Below are 17,397 nucleotides of genomic sequence, written 5' to 3' on the forward strand. Positions count from 1 at the left end.
CTGGCGCCCGATCGAAGCAGCAGCACACCGCATGAATCAAGGGCTTGTGCGATTGCTGCACCGCCACAATCATCTGAGAACACGACAAGGTGACGACAGCTTTGCGACAACTTGTCGCAAGTCAAATCTCGCAGATAAGAATGGTTCGCAAAACCGTCACTGCACACGCTGTTGTTGACGCATCAAAACCTTGATACCCGACCAAATCACTCAGCCGTGGTCGATAGAATCGCGCAAATCCACCGCCTCACCGTGACCACCTCGTCCCCCACTCCCGACGCAAACAAGCTGGCCGATGGCTGGCCCTACTGGTCCATCCTGGTCGTCGACGACGAGCCGGGCATGCGCAACTTCCTGGTCAAGACGTTGGCGCCACGCTGCCAGACCGTGATGGAAGCCGGCAGTGCGGAGGAAGGTGCCGAGCTGCTGCGCGGCAACCACGTCGACCTCATCATCCTGGACATCGCCCTGCCCGGGCGCAATGGCGTGGCCTGGCTCAAGGAACTGCGCGAGCACGGTTACACCGGCCAGGTGATCCTGATCACGGCCTTTGCCGACCTGGACACCGCCATCGAGGCGCTGCGCGCCGGCGCCTCGGACTTCATCCTCAAGCCCTTTCGCGTGCCGCAGATCCTCAACGCGGTGCGCCGTTGCTACGAAAGTGCCAGGCTGGCACGCGAGAACTTCGTGCTGCGCCACGCGCTCTCGCGCAGCCAGTTTGCCGACAACGGCCTGGTCGGGCATACACCGCAGATGACCGAGCTCTCCGCCTCGGTGCGCCGCGTGGCCACCGCCAACAGCACGGTGCTGCTGCAGGGCGAGTCGGGCACCGGCAAGGAACTGGTGGCGCGTGCCCTGCATGCCCTCAGCCCACGCGCGCAGGGGCCCTTCGTGCCCGTCAACTGCGCCTCGGTCTCGCCCGAGCACATGGAAAGCGAGCTCTTCGGCCATGCCAAGGGGGCCTTTGCCGGCGCCACGCGCGCGCGCGACGGCCTGTTCTATTACGCCCAGGGCGGCACGCTCTTCCTGGACGAGGTGGCCGAGCTGCCGCTGCCGCTGCAGGCCACGCTGCTGCGCGCACTGGAAGACCTGAAGATCCGCCCGGTGGGCAGCCAGCAGCTGGTGACGATGAATGTGCGCATCATCGCCGCTACCAACCGCTCGCTGCAGCAGGCCGTGGCCGAGGGGCGCTTCCGCAAGGACCTGTACTACCGCCTGCAGGTGGTGGAACTGGCGCTGCCGCCCCTGCGCGAGCACAAGGACGACATCCCTGACCTGGTGCAGCACTTCATCGCCCGGCTCGCCCCCGTGCTGGGCGCCGCGCCGCTGCAGATCACACCGGCCGAGATGGACTACCTGATGCAGTACGACTGGCCCGGCAATGTGCGCGAACTGCGCAACCTGATCGAGCGTTCGCTGATCCTGGGCACGCTCAATGTCTCGGCGCTCTACACCATGGGCAAGCGCGCTGCAACAGCGCCCGCCAACAGCGGTGCCGAACGCGCCGTGACCGACCTGCACACGCTGGAGCAGCAGCACATCCGTGCGGTGCTCGATTCGGTGCACGGCGACAAGACCCAGGCCGCGCAACTTCTGGGCATCTCGCGCCGCACGCTGGAGCGGCGCTGCGCCGAGTGGGCCCTGTCGTGAGTTGGCCCGCCAGCTTGCCGGCCGCGCTGGCGCCGCGCTGGCTGACGCACTCCATCCGCAACAAGCTGCTGGCCATGGCGCTGCTGCCGCTGCTGGTGGTGCTGCCCCTGCTGGTCGGCGCGCTGCTGATCTGGGGCAATGCCGCCTACGACCGCCTGCTGATCACCAAGGTGCGCAGCGACCTGGCCGTGGCGCGCGGCTACTTCGAGCAGGTGCTGTCCGAGGTGGGCTTCGGCACGCATGCGGTGGCGGCCTCGCACGCACTGTTCCAGCCGCTGCAGCGGCGCGATCTGCCGGCCGTGCAGGCCCTGCTGGCACGCGAAAGCCGGCGCCTGGGCTTCGACTTCATCAACCTCTACCAGGTTGATGGCCGGCTCATCACGGCCGACTGGCTGCCCTCGGCCCTCCCCTCCTCCCCCATCCACGCACCGGCCACGGGTGCTGCCGCCATCCATGCCCGCATCAGCACCGACCACGCCAGCCTGGCGCGGCTGGAACCGGCCGAACTGCTGGCACTGGCCCCGCACCTGGCGCCGCGCATCCACATCCCGCTGATCCCCACACGCAGCGCCGTACCCACCACCCGCAGCGTGGAAGACCGCGCCCTGGTCATGCTGGCCACCACGCCGGTGCGCGGTGCCGACGGCAGCATCGTGGCCCTCCTGCGCGGTGGCGTGCTGCTGAACCAGAACCTGCCCTTCATCGACCACATCAACCGCATCGTCTACCCCGAGGGCTCCCTGCCCTTCGGCAGTCACGGTACGGCCACGCTGTTCATGGACGACGTGCGCATCACCACCAATGTGCGCCTGTTCCAGGACGAGCGCGCCATCGGCACCCGCGTTTCGCAGGCCGTGCGCGAAGCCGTGCTCACGCATGGCGAAACCTGGCTGGACCGCGCCTTCGTCGTCAACGACTGGTACGTTTCCGCCTACGAGCCGCTGCTGGACGCCGCCGGCGAGCGCACCGGCATGCTCTACGTGGGTTACCTGGAAGAGCCCTTCCGCTACGTGAAGTACGGCATGCTGGCGCTGATCGTCGGCATCTTCCTGGTGGTGATGGTGCTGGCCGCGCTGTTCTCGTTGCGCTGGGCGCGCAGCATCTTCCGCCCGCTGGAGCAGATGAACCTGACCATGCAGCGCGTGGAGGACGGCGACACCGGCGCGCGCGTGGGCCTGGTCAGCGCGCGCGACGAGATCGGTGCGCTGGCCGGCCACCTGGACGAGCTGCTGGACGTGATCGACGAAAAAACCCGCGCCCTGCAGCGCTGGGCCGGGGAGCTCGACGCCAAGGTGGTCGAGCGCACGCAGGAGCTGGCGCAGAGCAATGCCTCGCTGCAGCAGGCGCAGCAGCAGCTGGTCAAGTCGGAGAAGCTGGCCGCCATCGGCCAGCTCACGGCCAGCGTGGCGCACGAGATCAACAACCCCATCGCCGTGATCCAGGGCAACCTGGACCTGATGCGCGAGACCCTGGGTGCGCAGGCCACCCCCGTGAAAGCCGAGCTGCAGCTGCTGGACCAGCAGGTCGAACGCATGCGCCTGATCGTCACGCAGCTGCTGCAGTACGCACGCCCCACCGAGTACGCCGGCTATGTGGAAGCGGTGGACGTGAACCAGACACTGGAGAACTCGCTGGTGCTGGTGGCCCACCTGCTGGCGCGCACCCGCATCGAGGTCGAGCGGGATCTGCAGGCCACGGCACGCGCCGGCGTGAACCGGCAGGAATTGCAGCAGGTGGTGATCAACCTCATGATCAACGCCATCCAGGCCATGCCCGAGGGCGGGCGCCTGCGCCTGCGCACACGCAACCGTGAGGACGGCAAAACCGGCGTGCTGCTGGAGATCAGCGACAGCGGGCCGGGCCTGAGCGAGCGCGTAAAGGAGCGCCTGTTCCGCCCCTTCTTCACCACCAAGAACGACGGCAACGGCCTGGGCCTGTGGATCAGCGTGGGCCTGGTGGAGCGCTATGGCGGCAGCATCGAGGGCCTGAACCGCCGCGAACTCGGCGAGGACGCCGATGGTGCGGTCTTTCGCGTCTGGCTGCTCACCGAGCCGCTCGCGCCGCAGGACGGGCCGACGGGCCCGATGGAAGCGCGCCGCGCTTAATTCAGCATGTCGAAGCCCTGCATCTCCACGCTCAGGAACGCGCGCGTGAAGCCGGCCAGCGCCGCATAGAAACGTGCCGAGGGGTTGCCCTCGATCGCATCGCACATGGGGTTGATCCAGGGCTGGAAATGGGCGGCGAAGAATTCGCGCTGCTTCGTCAGGTTGGCCACGGCAACGTCGTCACCGGCGATCAGGTAGCGCATCACCTCGCACAGGTAGGCGATGTGGTCCTCGGTCTCGGGCATGGTCTCGTCACGCGCCAGGCCCAATGCGGCCAGATCATCACGCAGCTTGGCCAGGGGCTTCTCGTTGAGGAAACCGCTCAGGTAGTGCGAACCGAAGAGGTAAACCTCGGGTTTACCGACGCCGCCGAAGAGCGCGTTGTACTCCGTGGTGATGGTCTGCAGGTCCAGATCGCGCGCCGCACTCACCAGGCCGCGCCAGGGTTCTTCCAGGAAACCGCCCTCGGCCGGCGCTTCGGTGGCGGCCACACGCAACTGCTCCAGCAGCTCGGCGCCCGGGGGGGCGTAATAGAGCGCAGCCAGCAGGCCATAGACCTCGGCGCGTGCGGTCTCTTCGTCGAGCGTGCCGCCCTGGGCCAGCAGGGCATCGTTGGATTCAGCTTGGGTGCTCATGGGCAAACGCCTTCAAAGGTCGGTGATCTTGGATTCGTTCGGATTGCTGTAGATGTCGATCACGCGGCAGTCGCCGCACATCTTCAGCCGCTCCAGCGCTTCGCCCTGGAACATGGAATGGCCGGCCAGCTTGCCCAGCATGGCCTCGATGCCCTTGAGCGTGCCGAAGGGCTTGCCACAGCGCACGCAGGCGTAGGGCTGCATCTCGTTGATCACCACGGCTTCCTTGCGCTGCGGCGTGAGGCGCAGCTGCGGGATCAGTGACAGTGCCTTTTCCGGGCAGGTCTTGACGCACAGGCCGCATTGCACGCAGTTCTTCTCGATGAACTTGAGCTGCGGTGCGTTGGGGTTGTCCTGCAGTGCGCTGGCCGGGCAGGCGTTCACGCAGCTCAGGCACATGGTGCAGCTGTCCTTGTTGATGGCCAGCGCGCCCAGCGGTGAGCCCAGGGCCGGCAAGGCGATCACCTCGGCTTTGGGTTCTGCCAACGTCGCGTGCGTCAGCAGATGATCGAGCGCCAGCTCCAGCGTGGCGCGTTTGTCGGCCTGCACGGCAAAACCGGCGGGCTTGGCCACGCCCTGCGCAGCCGGCAGCTGCAGGTCGGCATCCAGCGCGGCCAGGTCGCGCGCATCGCGCGCGTGCAGGATGCGGAAGTGTTCGCCCTGGTAGCCCAGGCCGGTGAGGATGGCCTGCGCCACGTCCATCTGGGCGCGCACGGCCTCCAGGTACTGGGGCGCTTCCTCGCCCGTCATCAGCACCCAGACATTCGTCGCACCGTAGGCCACGGCCGAGAGCCAGACGTCCAGGCCCAGCGAGGCGGTGTGCCAGACCGGCACGGGGATCACGCGCGCCGGCACGCCCAGCATGTCCGGGTCCACACGTGCAGCGCGGCCCAGGTCGCCGATCAACCGGGTACCGGCCTGCTGGCTGTGCAGCAGCAGCGCGGGCTGCTTGCCGCCAGCACGCAGGTAGGTGGAGAGCAGGGTCTTGAGCTTCACGCCCTGCTCGCCCGCGCGCGGGTAGGCAAAGGACAGCGCGCCGCTGGGGCAGACCGTGGTGCAGGCACCGCAACCCACGCAGAGATTGGGGTTCACCTTGATCTGCTGCTTGCCCTTGTCTGAACTGATGGCCGAGGCCGAGCAGACCTCGATGCAGGCATTGCAGCCCACCTTCTCGTTGCGGCTGTGCGCGCAGAGCTTCTGCTTGTAGACGAAGAACTTGGGCTTCTCGAATTCGCCGACCAGGCCGCGCAGCTCGATGAGGGTGCGCTGGTTCTGGCCGTCCCACATGAAATAACCCTGGGGCCTGGCGTGCTGGGCGAAGGCAGGCGTACTGCGCAGGTCCAGCACCAGATCGTAGGTCTCGCTGTCGGCCTGCGGCTCGCGCGTGAAGTCGATGGCCCCGGCCACGCCGCAGGCCTTGACACAGGCCCGGTGCGATTTGCACACGGCGCTATCAATTTGATAGTCGAAGCCGATGGCATTCTCCGGGCAGGCGTCGATGCAGGCATTGCAGCGCGTGCACAGGTCCAGGTCGATGGGGTTGTTGCGCTGCCACTTGAGCTCGAAGGCACCCAGCCAGCCGCTGAGCGCCTCGATCCTGCCGGCCAGCACGGGATAACGGCGCTCCTGCCAACCGCCGTCCGTCCCGGGGCCGGTGCTGAAGATGCTGACATCCAGGGTGTCGGCCAGCAGCTCGGCAGCGCGCTCCGCTGCGTCCAGCGCACCGATGATGAGCAGGCGCCCGGCGCTCTTGTACGTGACGGTGGGCACGGGTTCGGGATCGGGCAGGCGCGCGGCGGCCAGCAGTGCCGCCATTTTCGGCATGGCCTTCGCTGCGTCCTTGCTCCAGCCCCCGGTCTCGCGGATGTTGACGAAGCGGATCGGCACCGCCCTGGCGCCCTCGGTCTGCTCGGCGATCTCACCAAAGAGGCGGGCTTCCTGCGTGCAGGCCACCACCACGTCCTCGCCCTGGCCCAGCGCCTGCTGGAAGGCCCCAGCCTCGCGCCGGCACAGGGTGCTGTGCAGCGTCAGGTTTTCATTGAGGACCGCGCCCAGACCCTTGGGGTCCAACGGCATGGTCTTGTTGCAGTCGCAAATCAGGGTCGACATGGTCTCGATCGTTCAGGTGGGCCGTGGCGGCGGGGGGCGGCAAACCGGGGTTCGCTGCCACCATGGGCGGATTATCAGTTTGCGCAGCGGGCGACGGGCTAGGGGTCAGCCCTGCCCCTGGTTTCTTGTCTTTCTCTTCCTCGTCATCGAAGAGGTTCAGGAATTTGGCGCTGGCCATCTGGCGCAGCATCGATTCCGGCAGCGGGTCGGGGATGGAGTAGTCGTCGATGTAGACGTCCATGCGGTCCATCACATTGAAGTGCGGATCGGTGAACAGCTGCTTCATGGCCGCGTTTTTTACCTCGGGGTCCACGTCGGCGGCGACGAAACGCTTGAAATCGGACTGGGGCGTCAGGGCCTGCGCGTCCTGCAGCGTGGGTGGTGGCGGTGGCGGCTCGACCACGGGCGCGGCCTGCGGTGCAGCGGCCACGGGCTCACTGCGCGCGGACACCGGCGGAGCCGGCGTCGCGACGGGCACGACCGGCTCTTCTATGGGCTTGCCCTCGCGCACCGCCTGCTTGCGCTGCGCCCAGCGGCCCAGGAAGCCGTCAGCCATGCTCGCCCCCGCCGAATTTCTTCTCCGTGCTCACCGAGGCCGGGTTGCCGAAGCGGTCGGTCAGCGGCTTGAAGCTGTCGGGCCGCTTGCGCTTCTTGGGTTCGATCTTGTAGTGCTCGTCGGCATAGGCCTGGAACCAGGCCACCACCTCGGGCGGCGCCGGCACCTGCTCCACCGTCTCCTGCGCGTCCAGCCAGCGGCCGGCATCGTGGTAACTCACCGACACGGCCGCCGGGCGGGGAATCGGCTCATCAGAAACGGTGGCCTCTTCCTCCATGCGCCACAGCACGAACCAGCAGGGCGCCGGCGTCGTGGCATTGAGGTAATAACCCTCGGCATCGTCGCGGAAGAGTTCCACCGTGAAGTTCGGGTGCAGCCAGTGCTCGCCGTTCTCGTCCTGGCGCAGCCGGCGTGGTTCGGTGCCGAAGGCGGGCTCGTGTGCCACCACGTCCGCCAGTTCCCAGCGCCAGGGCTGCCAGCGGCTCATGGGGCCGGTGATGCGCACCTTGCGCATGACGACCGCGACTTGGAGGGAGGGCTGCTGGGTACTCATATCAGGTGAGACTGTAGCGGATAGGAAAGTCCCTGCATACGTGATTGACTGCGACAAATTGTCGCAAGCGCCGGTCCGACATATGTTGTGCCATCCCCCAAATGGGGGATACGGTCACACGCTCTCCCCCGGTAAGCTCGCCCGGCCCTGTCGATTCAGTCTTCCACAAGAAGACCTCGACACCGAGGCAAACCTTCATTTCGTCAGATCCATGAAAACCATGAAATTCAAATTTCTCGCACTCGCCGCCCTGACCTGCCTGTCCACCACGGTCATGGCCCAAAACATCAAGGGCTACATCGGTTTCGGGGGAGGCAGTGCTTTCTCCAGTATCAAAAATACCTCCACTGGAAACACCTCAGACTATTCAACATCTTCTTCAGTGTTCTTTGGCGGCGCCAGAATCAACGAAAATTTTGCCGTTGAAGCGGAGTATCTGAGCACGGGAGATTTCAAAGACACCGGCGTGCATCTCAAGGCCAGCGGCTACGGTCTCTCCGGTGTATTCAGCAAACCCGTGGGCAACTGGACCTTCTCCGGCAAGGTCGGACTGACTTCGATAAGCACCAAGCTCTCTGCAACACCCGGCTATGTTCTGACGGTCCCCGCGGATCAAACCAAGGCAGGCATCTCGTTCGGCGGAATGATCGATTATTCTTTCACCCAGCACGCCGCACTTCGCGTAGCGCTGAGCAGCTACGATTACGAGGCAGGTGCCGGAGCACTCAGCGGTCGTATGGGTACGCTGAACGTGGCTGGCGTCTTCAGTTTCTGATTGACGCCTCAGAGCACAAGCCAGATCGAGCTTAAAAAGGCCTTGCACCTGGGTGCAAGGCCTTTTTTCTTTCCGGGAACAGGCGACTTCAGCCCAGCATGGCCTCCGCCGCACCGAAACCCTGCGTCTTGGCCGGCGTACCGCCGCGGCGGATGGCCACCGCGCAGTACTTGAACTCCGGGATCTTGCCGAAAGGGTCGAGTGCGGCGTTGGTGATCAGGTTGGCCGCCGCCTCGTAATAGGCGAAGGGGATGAAGACGGCGCCGCGGGGCGTGCCGTCGTCACGGCGCAGGTGGATGGCCACCTGGCCGCGGCGCGAGGCCACGGTCACCACGTCGCCGGGCGCCAGGCCCAGCTCGGCCATGTCGTCACCGCACATGGAAGCGGTGGCGATGGGCTCGATGGCGTCGAGCACGCCCGAACGGCGCGTCATGCTGCCGGTGTGCCAGTGTTCGAGCTGGCGGCCGGTGATGAGCACGAAGGGGAACTCGGCATCGGGGCGTTCGTTGGCCGGAATGATGTCGGCCGGCACGAGCTTGACCTTGCCGTCGGCCGTGGGGAAATCCTCGATGAAGACGGTGGGCTGGCCCGGGTCTTCGGCGCTCAGGCAGGGATAGGTCACGCTGGATTCCTTCTCCAGGCGCTCCCAGGTGATACCCGAGATGACAGCGTGCATGGCCTGACGCATTTCCTCGTAGACGGCGGCCACACCGGCGTGTTCACCAGGGTAGTTCCAGTCCTGGCCCATGCGCTTGGCAATCTGCTGGATGATCCAGAGATCCGGCTTGGCCTCGCCAGGCGGCGTGACGGCCTGCTTGCCCATCTGCACCATGCGGTCGGTGTTGCTGACGGTGCCGGTCTTCTCAGGCCAGGCGGTGGCGGGCAGGATCACGTCGGCCAGCCAGGCGGTCTCGGTCATGAAGATGTCCTGTACCACCAGGTGCTTGAGCTCGGCCAGCGCGTGGCGGGCGTGGTTCAGGTCGGGGTCGCTCATGGCGGGATTCTCACCCTCGACGTACATGCCGTGGATCTTGTGCGGATCGCTGTCGTCGACCAGGGCCTTGTGCATGATCTCCACCACGGTGTAACCCGGGCGGTCGTCGAGCTTGGTGTTCCAGAACTTCTCGAACCACTGGTGCACGTCCTTGTTGTCCACGCGCTGGTAGTTCGGGAACATCATGGGGATCAGGCCGGCGTCGCTGGCGCCCTGCACATTGTTCTGGCCGCGCAGCGGGTGCAGGCCGGAACCGGGCTTGCCGATCTGGCCGGTCACCGCGCACAGGGCGATCAGGCAACGGGCGTTGTCGGTGCCGTGCACGTGCTGGCTCACGCCCATGCCCCACAGGATCATGGAGGCCTTGGAGGTGGCGAACTCGCGTGCCACCTCGCGCAGCTTCTGCGCGGGAATGCCGCAGATGGGCTCCATGGCCTCGGGGCTGTAGCCCTTGACGTTGGCCTTGAGGGCCTCGAAGTTGCTGGCGCGCTTCTTCACGAAGTCCTTGTCCACCAGGCCCTCTTCGATCACCGTGTAGATCATGGCGTTGAGCATGGCCACGTCGGTGTCGGGCTTGAACTGCATCGTGCGCCAGGCGTGTTTGCCGATGTCGGTGATGCGCGGGTCGGCCAGCACGATCTTGGCGCCGGCCTTGGCGGCGTTTTTCATCCAGGTGGCCGCCACCGGGTGGTTGGCCGTGGGGTTGGAGCCGATCACGAAGATGAGACCGGAATGCTCCACGTCATTGACCTGGTTGGACACGGCACCCGATCCCACGCCTTCGAGCAGGGCGGCCACGCTGGAGGCGTGGCACAGGCGCGTGCAGTGGTCGACGTTGTTGCTGCCGAAGCCGGTGCGCACCAGTTTCTGGAAGAGGTAGGCCTCTTCGTTGCTGCCCTTGGCCGAGCCGAAACCGGCCAGGGCCTTGAGGCCGTACTTGTCGCGCAGGTTCCTGAGGCCGCCGCCGGCCAGGTCCAGTGCCTCGTCCCACGTGGCTTCGCGGAACATGGTGCCGATGATGGACGGGTCCTCGCTCATCTGGCGGTTCAGCTCGTCGATGGCCTCCGGGTCCTTGGGCACGCCGGCCTTGCGGATCAGCGGCTTGGTCAGGCGCTGCGGGTTGTGCGCGTAGTCGAAACCGAAACGGCCCTTGACGCACAGGCGGTTGTGGTTGGCCGGGCCGTCGCGTCCGTCCACGCTGATGATCTTGTTGTCCTTGACGTTGTAGGTGATCAGGCAACCGACACCGCAGAAGGGGCAGACCGAGTCGACCTTCTTGTCGACCTGCTGCGATCCGATGCGTGTCTTGGGCATGAGGGCGCCCGTGGGGCAGGCCTGCACGCACTCGCCGCAGGCCACGCAGGTGCTGTCGCCCATGGGGTCGTTCAGGTCGAACACGATCTCGCTGTGGCTGCCGCGCATGGCGTAGCCGATCACGTCGTTCACCTGCTCTTCACGGCAGGCGCGCACGCAGCGGTTGCACTGGATGCAGGCGTCCAGGTTCACGGCCATGGCCGGGTGCGAGATGTCGGCCTTGGGCTGCTCGCGGCGCAGGGCCTTGAGTGCGGGGCGTACCGTCACGCCCACCTGGTCGGCCCACTGCGACAGTTCGCCGTGCTGCAGTTTCTCGTCCTGCTCGTCCCACTTGTAGCCGGTGTCGGGCATGTCGGAGAGCAGCATCTCCAGCACCATCTTCTGGCTCTTGACGGCGCGCTCGCTCTTGCTCTGCACCTCCATGCCGGCAGTGGCGCTGCGGCAGCAGCTGGGGGCCAGGGTGCGCTCGCCCTTGACCTCGACCACGCAGGCGCGGCAGTTGCCGTCGGCGCGCATGCCTTCCTTGTAGCAAAGGTGCGGGATCTCCATGCCCATGCGCTTGGCCACGGTCAGGATGGTTTCACCGGCGTAGGCCTGGGCCTTTTTGCCGTCGAGCGTGAACTCGACGACCTGCGGGGTGACTTCGTTGAGCTTGGCAGGTGCATTCATGATGCGAGCTCCTGGGGAAAGTATTTCTGGACACAGCGGATGGGGTTGGGCGCGGCCTGGCCCAGGCCGCAGATGGAGGCGTCGGCCATGACCTGGCACAGGTCTTCCAGCGTCTCGTTGTCCCACTTGGTGGCTTCCATGAGCTTGACGGCCTTGGCCGTGCCCACGCGGCAGGGTGTGCACTGGCCGCAGCTCTCGTCGGCGAAGAAGCGCATCATGTTCACGGCGGCTTCGCGCGCCGTGTCCTGCTGGCTCAGCACGATGACGGCGGCCGAACCGATGAAACAGCCGTAGGGCTGCAGGGTGTCGAAGTCCAGCGGGATATCGCCCATGCTGGCCGGCAGGATGCCGCCCGAGGCGCCACCCGGCAGGTAGGCATACAGCTCATGGCCGTCGAGCATGCCGCCGCAATACTGGTCGACCAGCTCGCGGATGGTGATGCCGGCCGGCGCCAGCTTGACACCCGGGTGCCTGACCCGGCCGCTGACGCTGAAACTGCGCAGGCCCTTGCGGCCGTTGGCACCGAAACCGGAGAACCAGCTCGGGCCCTTCTGCACGATGTCGCGCACCCAGTAGAGTGTCTCGAAGTTGTGCTCCAGCGTAGGGCGGCCGAACAAGCCGACCTGGGCGATGTAGGGTGGGCGCATGCGGGGTTCGCCACGCTTGCCCTCGATGCTCTCGATCATGGCCGACTCTTCGCCGCAGATGTAGGCGCCGGCACCGCGGCGCAGCTCGATCAGCGGCAGCGGGCAGGGCGGGTTGGCCTGCAGCGCGGCCAGCTCGGCCTCCAGCAGGGCGCGCGCGCCATGGTACTCGTCGCGCAGGTAGATGTAGCAGGCGCCTACGCCCACGGCATAGGCGGCGACCAGCAGGCCTTCGAGGAAACGGTGCGGATCGCGCTCCAGGTAGGTGCGGTCCTTGAAGGTACCGGGCTCGCCTTCGTCGATGTTCACGGCCATCAGCTTGGGAGCGGGCTGGTCGCGCACGATGCGCCATTTGCGCCCGGCCGGGAAACCGGCGCCGCCCAGACCGCGCAGGCCCGAGTCTTCCATGGCCTTGATGACGGCTTCCACGTCCTGCTTGCCACTGAGCAGGTTGGCCGCCAGCTGGTAGCCGCCCTTGGCCTTGTAGGCATCAAAACCCACGAAGTCGGGCGAGACCTGCTGCTGGCTGGGCGCGGGGGAGATGGATTTGAGGGCCAGGGCCGCCGGCTCGAAGGTCGCCTTGCCGCTGGACTTGGGGTGCGTGCTGGCACCGGCCTTCACGGCCTTGGCCACGCTCTCGGGCGTGGCGCGCAGCACCGGGTTCTGGTGCACCACGGCCACCGGGGCCTGCTCGCAGCGACCCACGCAGGGGGCGTGGAGCACACGCACGTCGCCACCCAGGGTGGTCTGCAGCTTGCTCATCAGGCTCTGTGCACCATGCATCTCGCAGCTCAGGCCATCGCAGACGCGCACGGTCAGGCCGGGGGCCTTCTCGTCGCCCTTGACCACTTCGAAGTGGTGATAGAAGGTGGCCACCTCGTAGACCTCGGCCATGGGGATGTTCATCTCCCTGGCCAGCGCCACCAGGTGGCGGTCGTACAGGCAGCGGTAGGCGTCGTTGAGCTTGTGCAGGTGCTCGATCAGCAGGTCACGGCGATGGCCGTTGGCCGGTTTGGCACCGATCAGGGTGATGACTTCGGCCAGCGACTTGTCGTCGGCCTGGCGGCCCTTGAGCTTGCTCTTGCGGCGGATGCGTTCACGCAGGTCGTCGACGGTGGCGACGGCCACGGCCTGGACTTCGCCTTTGCGGCCTGGATGGTTCATGGGTATGTCCCTCGGTTCATAACTATGCGCGCAGTGTCCGCCCGGCCCCATCCCGGGTCAAATTGCATGGAAACATGTCGTCATTCAAAAAATAAATGAAGCTCTGCTGCAAAAAGCAGCCGCAGTAATCAAAAACCGCCGCCTAGGCGGCTTCAGGCGTGCAAGAGCCCGCTGTGTGCCGCCGCATGACGCAGCCAGGCCGCATCCTGCGCCAGGGTCAGGGCGGCTTCCAGCGGGCGCGAATGCCGCTCGGCCGTCTGGAACATGAAGCCGATGGAAGTACGCACTTCGGGGCTGCTCAGCGGCTGTGCTTCCAGTTCGCGGTAGGCGCGCACCGCCCCCACCAGCGCGCCGGGCATGACGGCGCAGACCGAACCGCCCACGGCGCTGAGCGCCAGGGTCAGCAGGGAATTGGTTTCCAGCACCGGCTGGACCCGGACACCGGCCTCGGCAAAGGCGCCGTCCACGATGTGGCGGTTGTACATCTCTGAGGTCATCAGGCACAGGGGCAGCGCGGCCGCTTCCTGCCAGGGCATGGGGGCGCCGAACCGCATGCCCTGTGCGTCCGGATCCGGCGGCTGGACGGCCTTGCGCACCAGGAAATAGTGCTCGGTGTATTGCGGCACCGTCTGCAGCTTGCCGACGCCGGGGCGCACGCGCTCGATGAAACCCAGCCCCATGTCCAGGGTGAGCTGCTCCAGCCCCTCCTCGATCTCCTGCGAACTCATGGAACGCACCACGGGCTTGATGCCGGGGTGGCGCGCCTGCAGCATGGCGGCAAAACGCGCCGCCACCGGTTCGGCCGAGGGCACGACACCGACGGCCAGGCGCCCCTGCGGCTGGCCGCTGACGCTGCTCAGGTCCTGTTTGAGCAGTTCCTCCTCGCGCAGCATACGGCGCGCGCTCTCCAGCAGGCGGTCACCCTCGGGCGTGAAACCGACGAAGGTGCGGCCGCGCTTGACGATGGACGAGCCGAACTCCTCCTCCAGCGCGCGGATGGCGTTGGAGAGAGCTGGCTGCGTGACGAAGCAGGACTGGGCTGCGCGGGCGAAATGTTTGTGCTCGTCCAGGGCGACGAGGTAGCGCATGGAGACCAGGAGATTCATGTTCGCATCGTACAAGACACGGGGTATGAAATCGGAAGCATGTCCTGTCGCTTTGGGTCTGGTTGTTTCTTGCTTAGCTTTTGTAACCCCCCACTCATCCCCCCGCCCTTCTCTACCCCCGCCGGGGTAGAGAAGGGGGCCTGGATTTGGTGGTTGGCGTCTTGGATACGCTTTTATGAAGCGGAGCGTCACCACCGTGGCTGGTGAGCCGAGATTCCTGGCCTACGGTCGTAGTAAGGGGTTGAGCCCGGGCATGCCAAGGACAGCGGCCGCTGCGCGGCCGGCTGTGCACAAGACAGGTTTCGTCACTGGCTGGCGCAGCCGCCAGCGGTGGCGTGCCGGTCCGTGTGCGCTCTCTACGACCGTAGGCATACAGTCTCGGTCGGCGAGGACGCTCGCGACCTCACGCGCCGTAGTAGCGGCGCCGGAGACCAGAATCCGAATCGAGGCCCCCTTCTCTACCCCGGCGGGGGTAGAGAAGGGCGGGGGGATGAGTGGGGGGAACGAGGTGCCCCGCAGGGGATAAAACAATGACAAAGCCTCCCGCCTCACGGCAAAAAGGCGCCACAAAACCTCAAGTCTCTTTCGAAATCTTGATACTCGGGAACTTGTTCGAAAAGTCCTTGTTCTTGGCCGCAATCGCCAGGGCCACCTGCCGCGCCACGGCCTTGTAGATGCCAGCCACCTCGCCGTCCGGGTCGGCCACGACCGTGGGCTTGCCGTTGTCGGCCTGCACGCGGATCTGCATGTTCAGCGGCAACGCCCCCAGGTAGGCCATACCGTATTCGGCCGCCATCTTCTTGCCACCGTCCACGCCGAAGATGTGCTCGCTGTGGCCGCAGTTGCTGCAGATGTGCACCGCCATGTTCTCGACCAGTCCGAGGATGGGCACACCCACCTTCTCGAACATCTTGATGCCCTTCTTGGCGTCGATCAGGGCGATGTCCTGCGGGGTGGTCACGATGACGGCGCCCGTCATGGGCACACGCTGCGAGAGCGTGAGCTGGATGTCGCCGGTGCCCGGCGGCATGTCGACGATGAGGTAGTCGAGGTCCTTCCAGTTGGTCTGGCGCAGCAGCTGCTCCAGCGCCTGCGTGGCCATGGGGCCGCGCCAGATCATGGCCTCGTCCTGCGCGACCAGGAAACCGATGGACATGACCTGCACACCGTAGTTCTCCAGCGGCTCCATGGTCTGGCCGTCCTCGCTCTCGGGCCGGCCGTCGATGCCCATCATCATGGGCTGGCTGGGGCCGTAGATGTCGGCGTCCAGGATGCCCACGCTGGCGCCTTCGGCTGCCAGGGCCAGGGCCAGGTTGACGGCGGTGGTGCTCTTGCCCACGCCGCCCTTGCCCGAGGCCACGGCCACGATGTTCTTCACTTTGGGCAGCAGGGCCACGCCGCGCTGCACGGCATGCGCGACGATCTTGACGTTGATGTTGACCGAGACGTTGTTGACGCCCGCCACGCCCTTGGCCGCAGCAATCAGTTCCTTGCGGAAACCGGGGATCTGGCTCTTGGCCGGGTAGCCCAGTTCGATGTCGAAGGCAACGTCGCCATCCTGCACGGTCAGGTTCCTGACAGCCTTGCTGGAAACGAAATCCTTGCCCGTGTTCGGGTCCACCACGGTCTTGAGGGCCTCAAGCACCGTCTGTTCTGTCACTGCCATGTTGGGATATCTCCTGTAGTGCACATAGTCTAGCTGTGGCATGGATAACCCCGCCGATTCGGGCATATTGCTCACCCCCGGGGTTTCCCGCACTGCTGTGGGAGTACTCCCACCGCTGAAGCACCCCATAATCAAGCATGGCAAGCACGGGCATCCCCGACACGACCCCGCCCCGCATCGGTCTGCTGCTGACCGGCGGCGGCGCACGTGCCGCCTACCAGGTGGGCGTGCTGCAGGCGCTGGCCCAACTGCGCCGCGCCCGCGTTCCGGACGCACCGCCCTCCAGTCCCTTCTCCATCATCACCGGCACCTCGGCCGGCGCCATCAACGCCGCTTCGCTGGCCTGCGGCGCCGACGACTTTGATCTCGCGGTGCAGCGCATCGTCTCGGTCTGGGAGAACTTCGAGGCCAGCCAGGTCTACGAGGCCGACCTGCTGAGCGTGCTGCGCAGCGGCGCGCGCTGGATGAGCCTGCTCTCGCTGGGCTGGCTGATTGCGCGCTGGCGCCGCATCAAGCCGCGCTCGCTGCTGGACAACTCGCCGCTGGAAGAACTGCTGCGCACCATGGTGCCGCTGGAGCGCCTGCCCGGCCTGATCGCGCAGGGCCACCTGCAGGCGCTGGCCGTCACCGCCTCCAGCTACAGCTCGGGCCACCACGTCACCTTCTTCGAAGGCGGCGAAGAGCTGCAGCCCTGGGTGCGCTCGCAGCGCCTGGCCGTGCGCGACCGCATCACGCACGAGCACCTGCTGGCCTCCTCGGCCATCCCCTTCGTCTTCCCGGCCAAGGCCCTGCCCATCAACGGCGGCACCGAATACTTCGGCGACGGCTCCATGCGCCAGACGGCGCCGGTGGCACCGGCCATCCACCTGGGGTCCGAGCGCATCCTGGTGGTGGGCGCCGGCCGCATGAGCGAGCCGCGCGACACCCTCAAACGCGCCGCGCCCGGCACCTATCCCTCGCTGGCACAGATCGCCGGCCACGCCATGTCCAGCATCTTCCTGGACGCGCTGGCGGTGGACATCGAACGCATCCGGCGCATCAACCAGACGCTGGGCCTGATCCCGCGTGAGGCGCGCCAGGCCAGCGCCCTCAAGCCGGTGGAGCTGCTGGTGATCTCGCCCTCCGAGCGGCTGGACCAGATCGCCGCCAAACATGCCGACGCGCTGCCGCACGCCGTGCGCAGCCTGCTGGGCGGGCTGGGGGTGTCCTCAAAGAAGGCCGACATCAAGGGCGGCGCCCTCACCAGCTACCTGCTGTTCGAAGCCGCCTACACGCGTGAGCTCATGGCCCTGGGCCACGCCGACACCCTGCGCCAGGAAGACGAGGTCTGCCGCTTTTTCGGCTGGGACCTGGCGCCGGCCGAACCCCGGATCGAACGCCGGCGCGACCCGCTGCGCGTCTGAATCCGCGGTCCGCAGTGCGGGCCGACTAAAATCACGGGTTCCCTCCGAAAGACG

12 protein-coding genes are annotated in these 17,397 nt (G+C 66.3%); 4 read left to right on the top strand and 8 right to left on the bottom strand.

What is annotated here, in order from left to right; all coding sequences use genetic code 11:
- Window positions 1–252 precede the first annotated feature (252 nt).
- Both HTY51_RS12520 and HTY51_RS12525 read left to right on the top strand, forming a co-directional pair.
- Window positions 253–1,650, top strand: a complete 1,398-nt coding sequence (locus HTY51_RS12520) for a sigma-54 dependent transcriptional regulator (RefSeq protein ID WP_217448210.1) — start codon at window positions 253–255, stop codon at window positions 1,648–1,650.
- Window positions 1,647–3,755: a cache domain-containing protein gene (locus HTY51_RS12525; RefSeq protein ID WP_371733824.1), complete on the top strand. Its 2,109-nt coding sequence runs from the start codon at window positions 1,647–1,649 to the stop codon at window positions 3,753–3,755. Before HTY51_RS12520 ends, HTY51_RS12525 begins: the two co-directional genes overlap by 4 nt.
- Here HTY51_RS12525 and HTY51_RS12530 read toward each other — a convergent pair.
- From HTY51_RS12530 to HTY51_RS12545, 4 genes are read right to left on the bottom strand one after another with little or no spacing between them, the layout of a single operon-like run.
- Window positions 3,752–4,390 (bottom strand): molecular chaperone, encoded by a 639-nt coding sequence (locus HTY51_RS12530; protein ID WP_174253034.1) that lies wholly within the window; start codon window positions 4,388–4,390, stop codon window positions 3,752–3,754. The genes HTY51_RS12525 and HTY51_RS12530 overlap by 4 nt on opposite strands.
- 12 nt (window positions 4,391–4,402) lie before the next feature.
- Entirely contained in the window at window positions 4,403–6,499 is a 2,097-nt protein-coding gene (locus tag HTY51_RS12535; RefSeq protein ID WP_254606877.1) for a 4Fe-4S binding protein, read from the bottom strand.
- A complete protein-coding gene (locus HTY51_RS12540; RefSeq protein ID WP_174253035.1) occupies window positions 6,426–7,055 on the bottom strand; it encodes a DUF3306 domain-containing protein in 630 nt (209 codons plus the stop codon). Before HTY51_RS12540 ends, HTY51_RS12535 begins: the two co-directional genes overlap by 74 nt.
- Window positions 7,048–7,608, bottom strand: a complete 561-nt coding sequence (locus tag HTY51_RS12545) for a DUF3305 domain-containing protein (RefSeq protein WP_174253036.1) — start codon at window positions 7,606–7,608, stop codon at window positions 7,048–7,050. Before HTY51_RS12545 ends, HTY51_RS12540 begins: the two co-directional genes overlap by 8 nt.
- A 211-nt stretch (window positions 7,609–7,819) precedes the next feature.
- Here HTY51_RS12545 and HTY51_RS12550 point away from each other — a divergent pair, with 211 nt between their 5' ends.
- Window positions 7,820–8,383 (top strand): outer membrane beta-barrel protein, encoded by a 564-nt coding sequence (locus HTY51_RS12550; protein ID WP_174253037.1) that lies wholly within the window; start codon window positions 7,820–7,822, stop codon window positions 8,381–8,383.
- A gap of 88 nt (window positions 8,384–8,471) precedes the next feature.
- Here HTY51_RS12550 and fdhF read toward each other — a convergent pair whose 3' ends face one another.
- The 4 genes from fdhF to apbC all read right to left on the bottom strand — a co-directional run bounded on the left by fdhF (window position 8,472) and on the right by apbC (window position 15,940).
- A complete protein-coding gene (gene fdhF, locus HTY51_RS12555) occupies window positions 8,472–11,360 on the bottom strand; it encodes a formate dehydrogenase subunit alpha (protein WP_174253038.1) in 2,889 nt (962 codons plus the stop codon).
- A complete protein-coding gene (locus tag HTY51_RS12560; RefSeq protein WP_174253039.1) occupies window positions 11,357–13,168 on the bottom strand; it encodes an NAD(P)H-dependent oxidoreductase subunit E in 1,812 nt (603 codons plus the stop codon). The genes fdhF and HTY51_RS12560 overlap by 4 nt, the downstream gene beginning before the upstream one ends.
- Before the next feature lie 152 nt (window positions 13,169–13,320).
- On the bottom strand, window positions 13,321–14,274 hold the full coding sequence (locus HTY51_RS12565; RefSeq protein ID WP_174253040.1) for a LysR family transcriptional regulator: 954 nt from the start codon (window positions 14,272–14,274) through the stop codon (window positions 13,321–13,323).
- 574 nt (window positions 14,275–14,848) lie between these two features.
- Window positions 14,849–15,940 carry an iron-sulfur cluster carrier protein ApbC gene (gene apbC, locus HTY51_RS12570; protein WP_174253041.1) on the bottom strand — a complete coding sequence of 364 codons (1,092 nt, stop codon included), beginning with the start codon at window positions 15,938–15,940 and terminating at the stop codon, window positions 14,849–14,851.
- 137 nt (window positions 15,941–16,077) lie between these two features.
- Between apbC and HTY51_RS12575 the strand changes: the two genes are divergently transcribed.
- A complete protein-coding gene (locus HTY51_RS12575) occupies window positions 16,078–17,343 on the top strand; it encodes a patatin-like phospholipase family protein (RefSeq protein WP_174253042.1) in 1,266 nt (421 codons plus the stop codon).
- Window positions 17,344–17,397 lie beyond the last annotated feature (54 nt).

Origin of the sequence: Rhodoferax sp. BAB1 (assembly GCF_013334205.1) — a bacterium.
Lineage (GTDB): Bacteria > Pseudomonadota > Gammaproteobacteria > Burkholderiales > Burkholderiaceae_C > Hylemonella.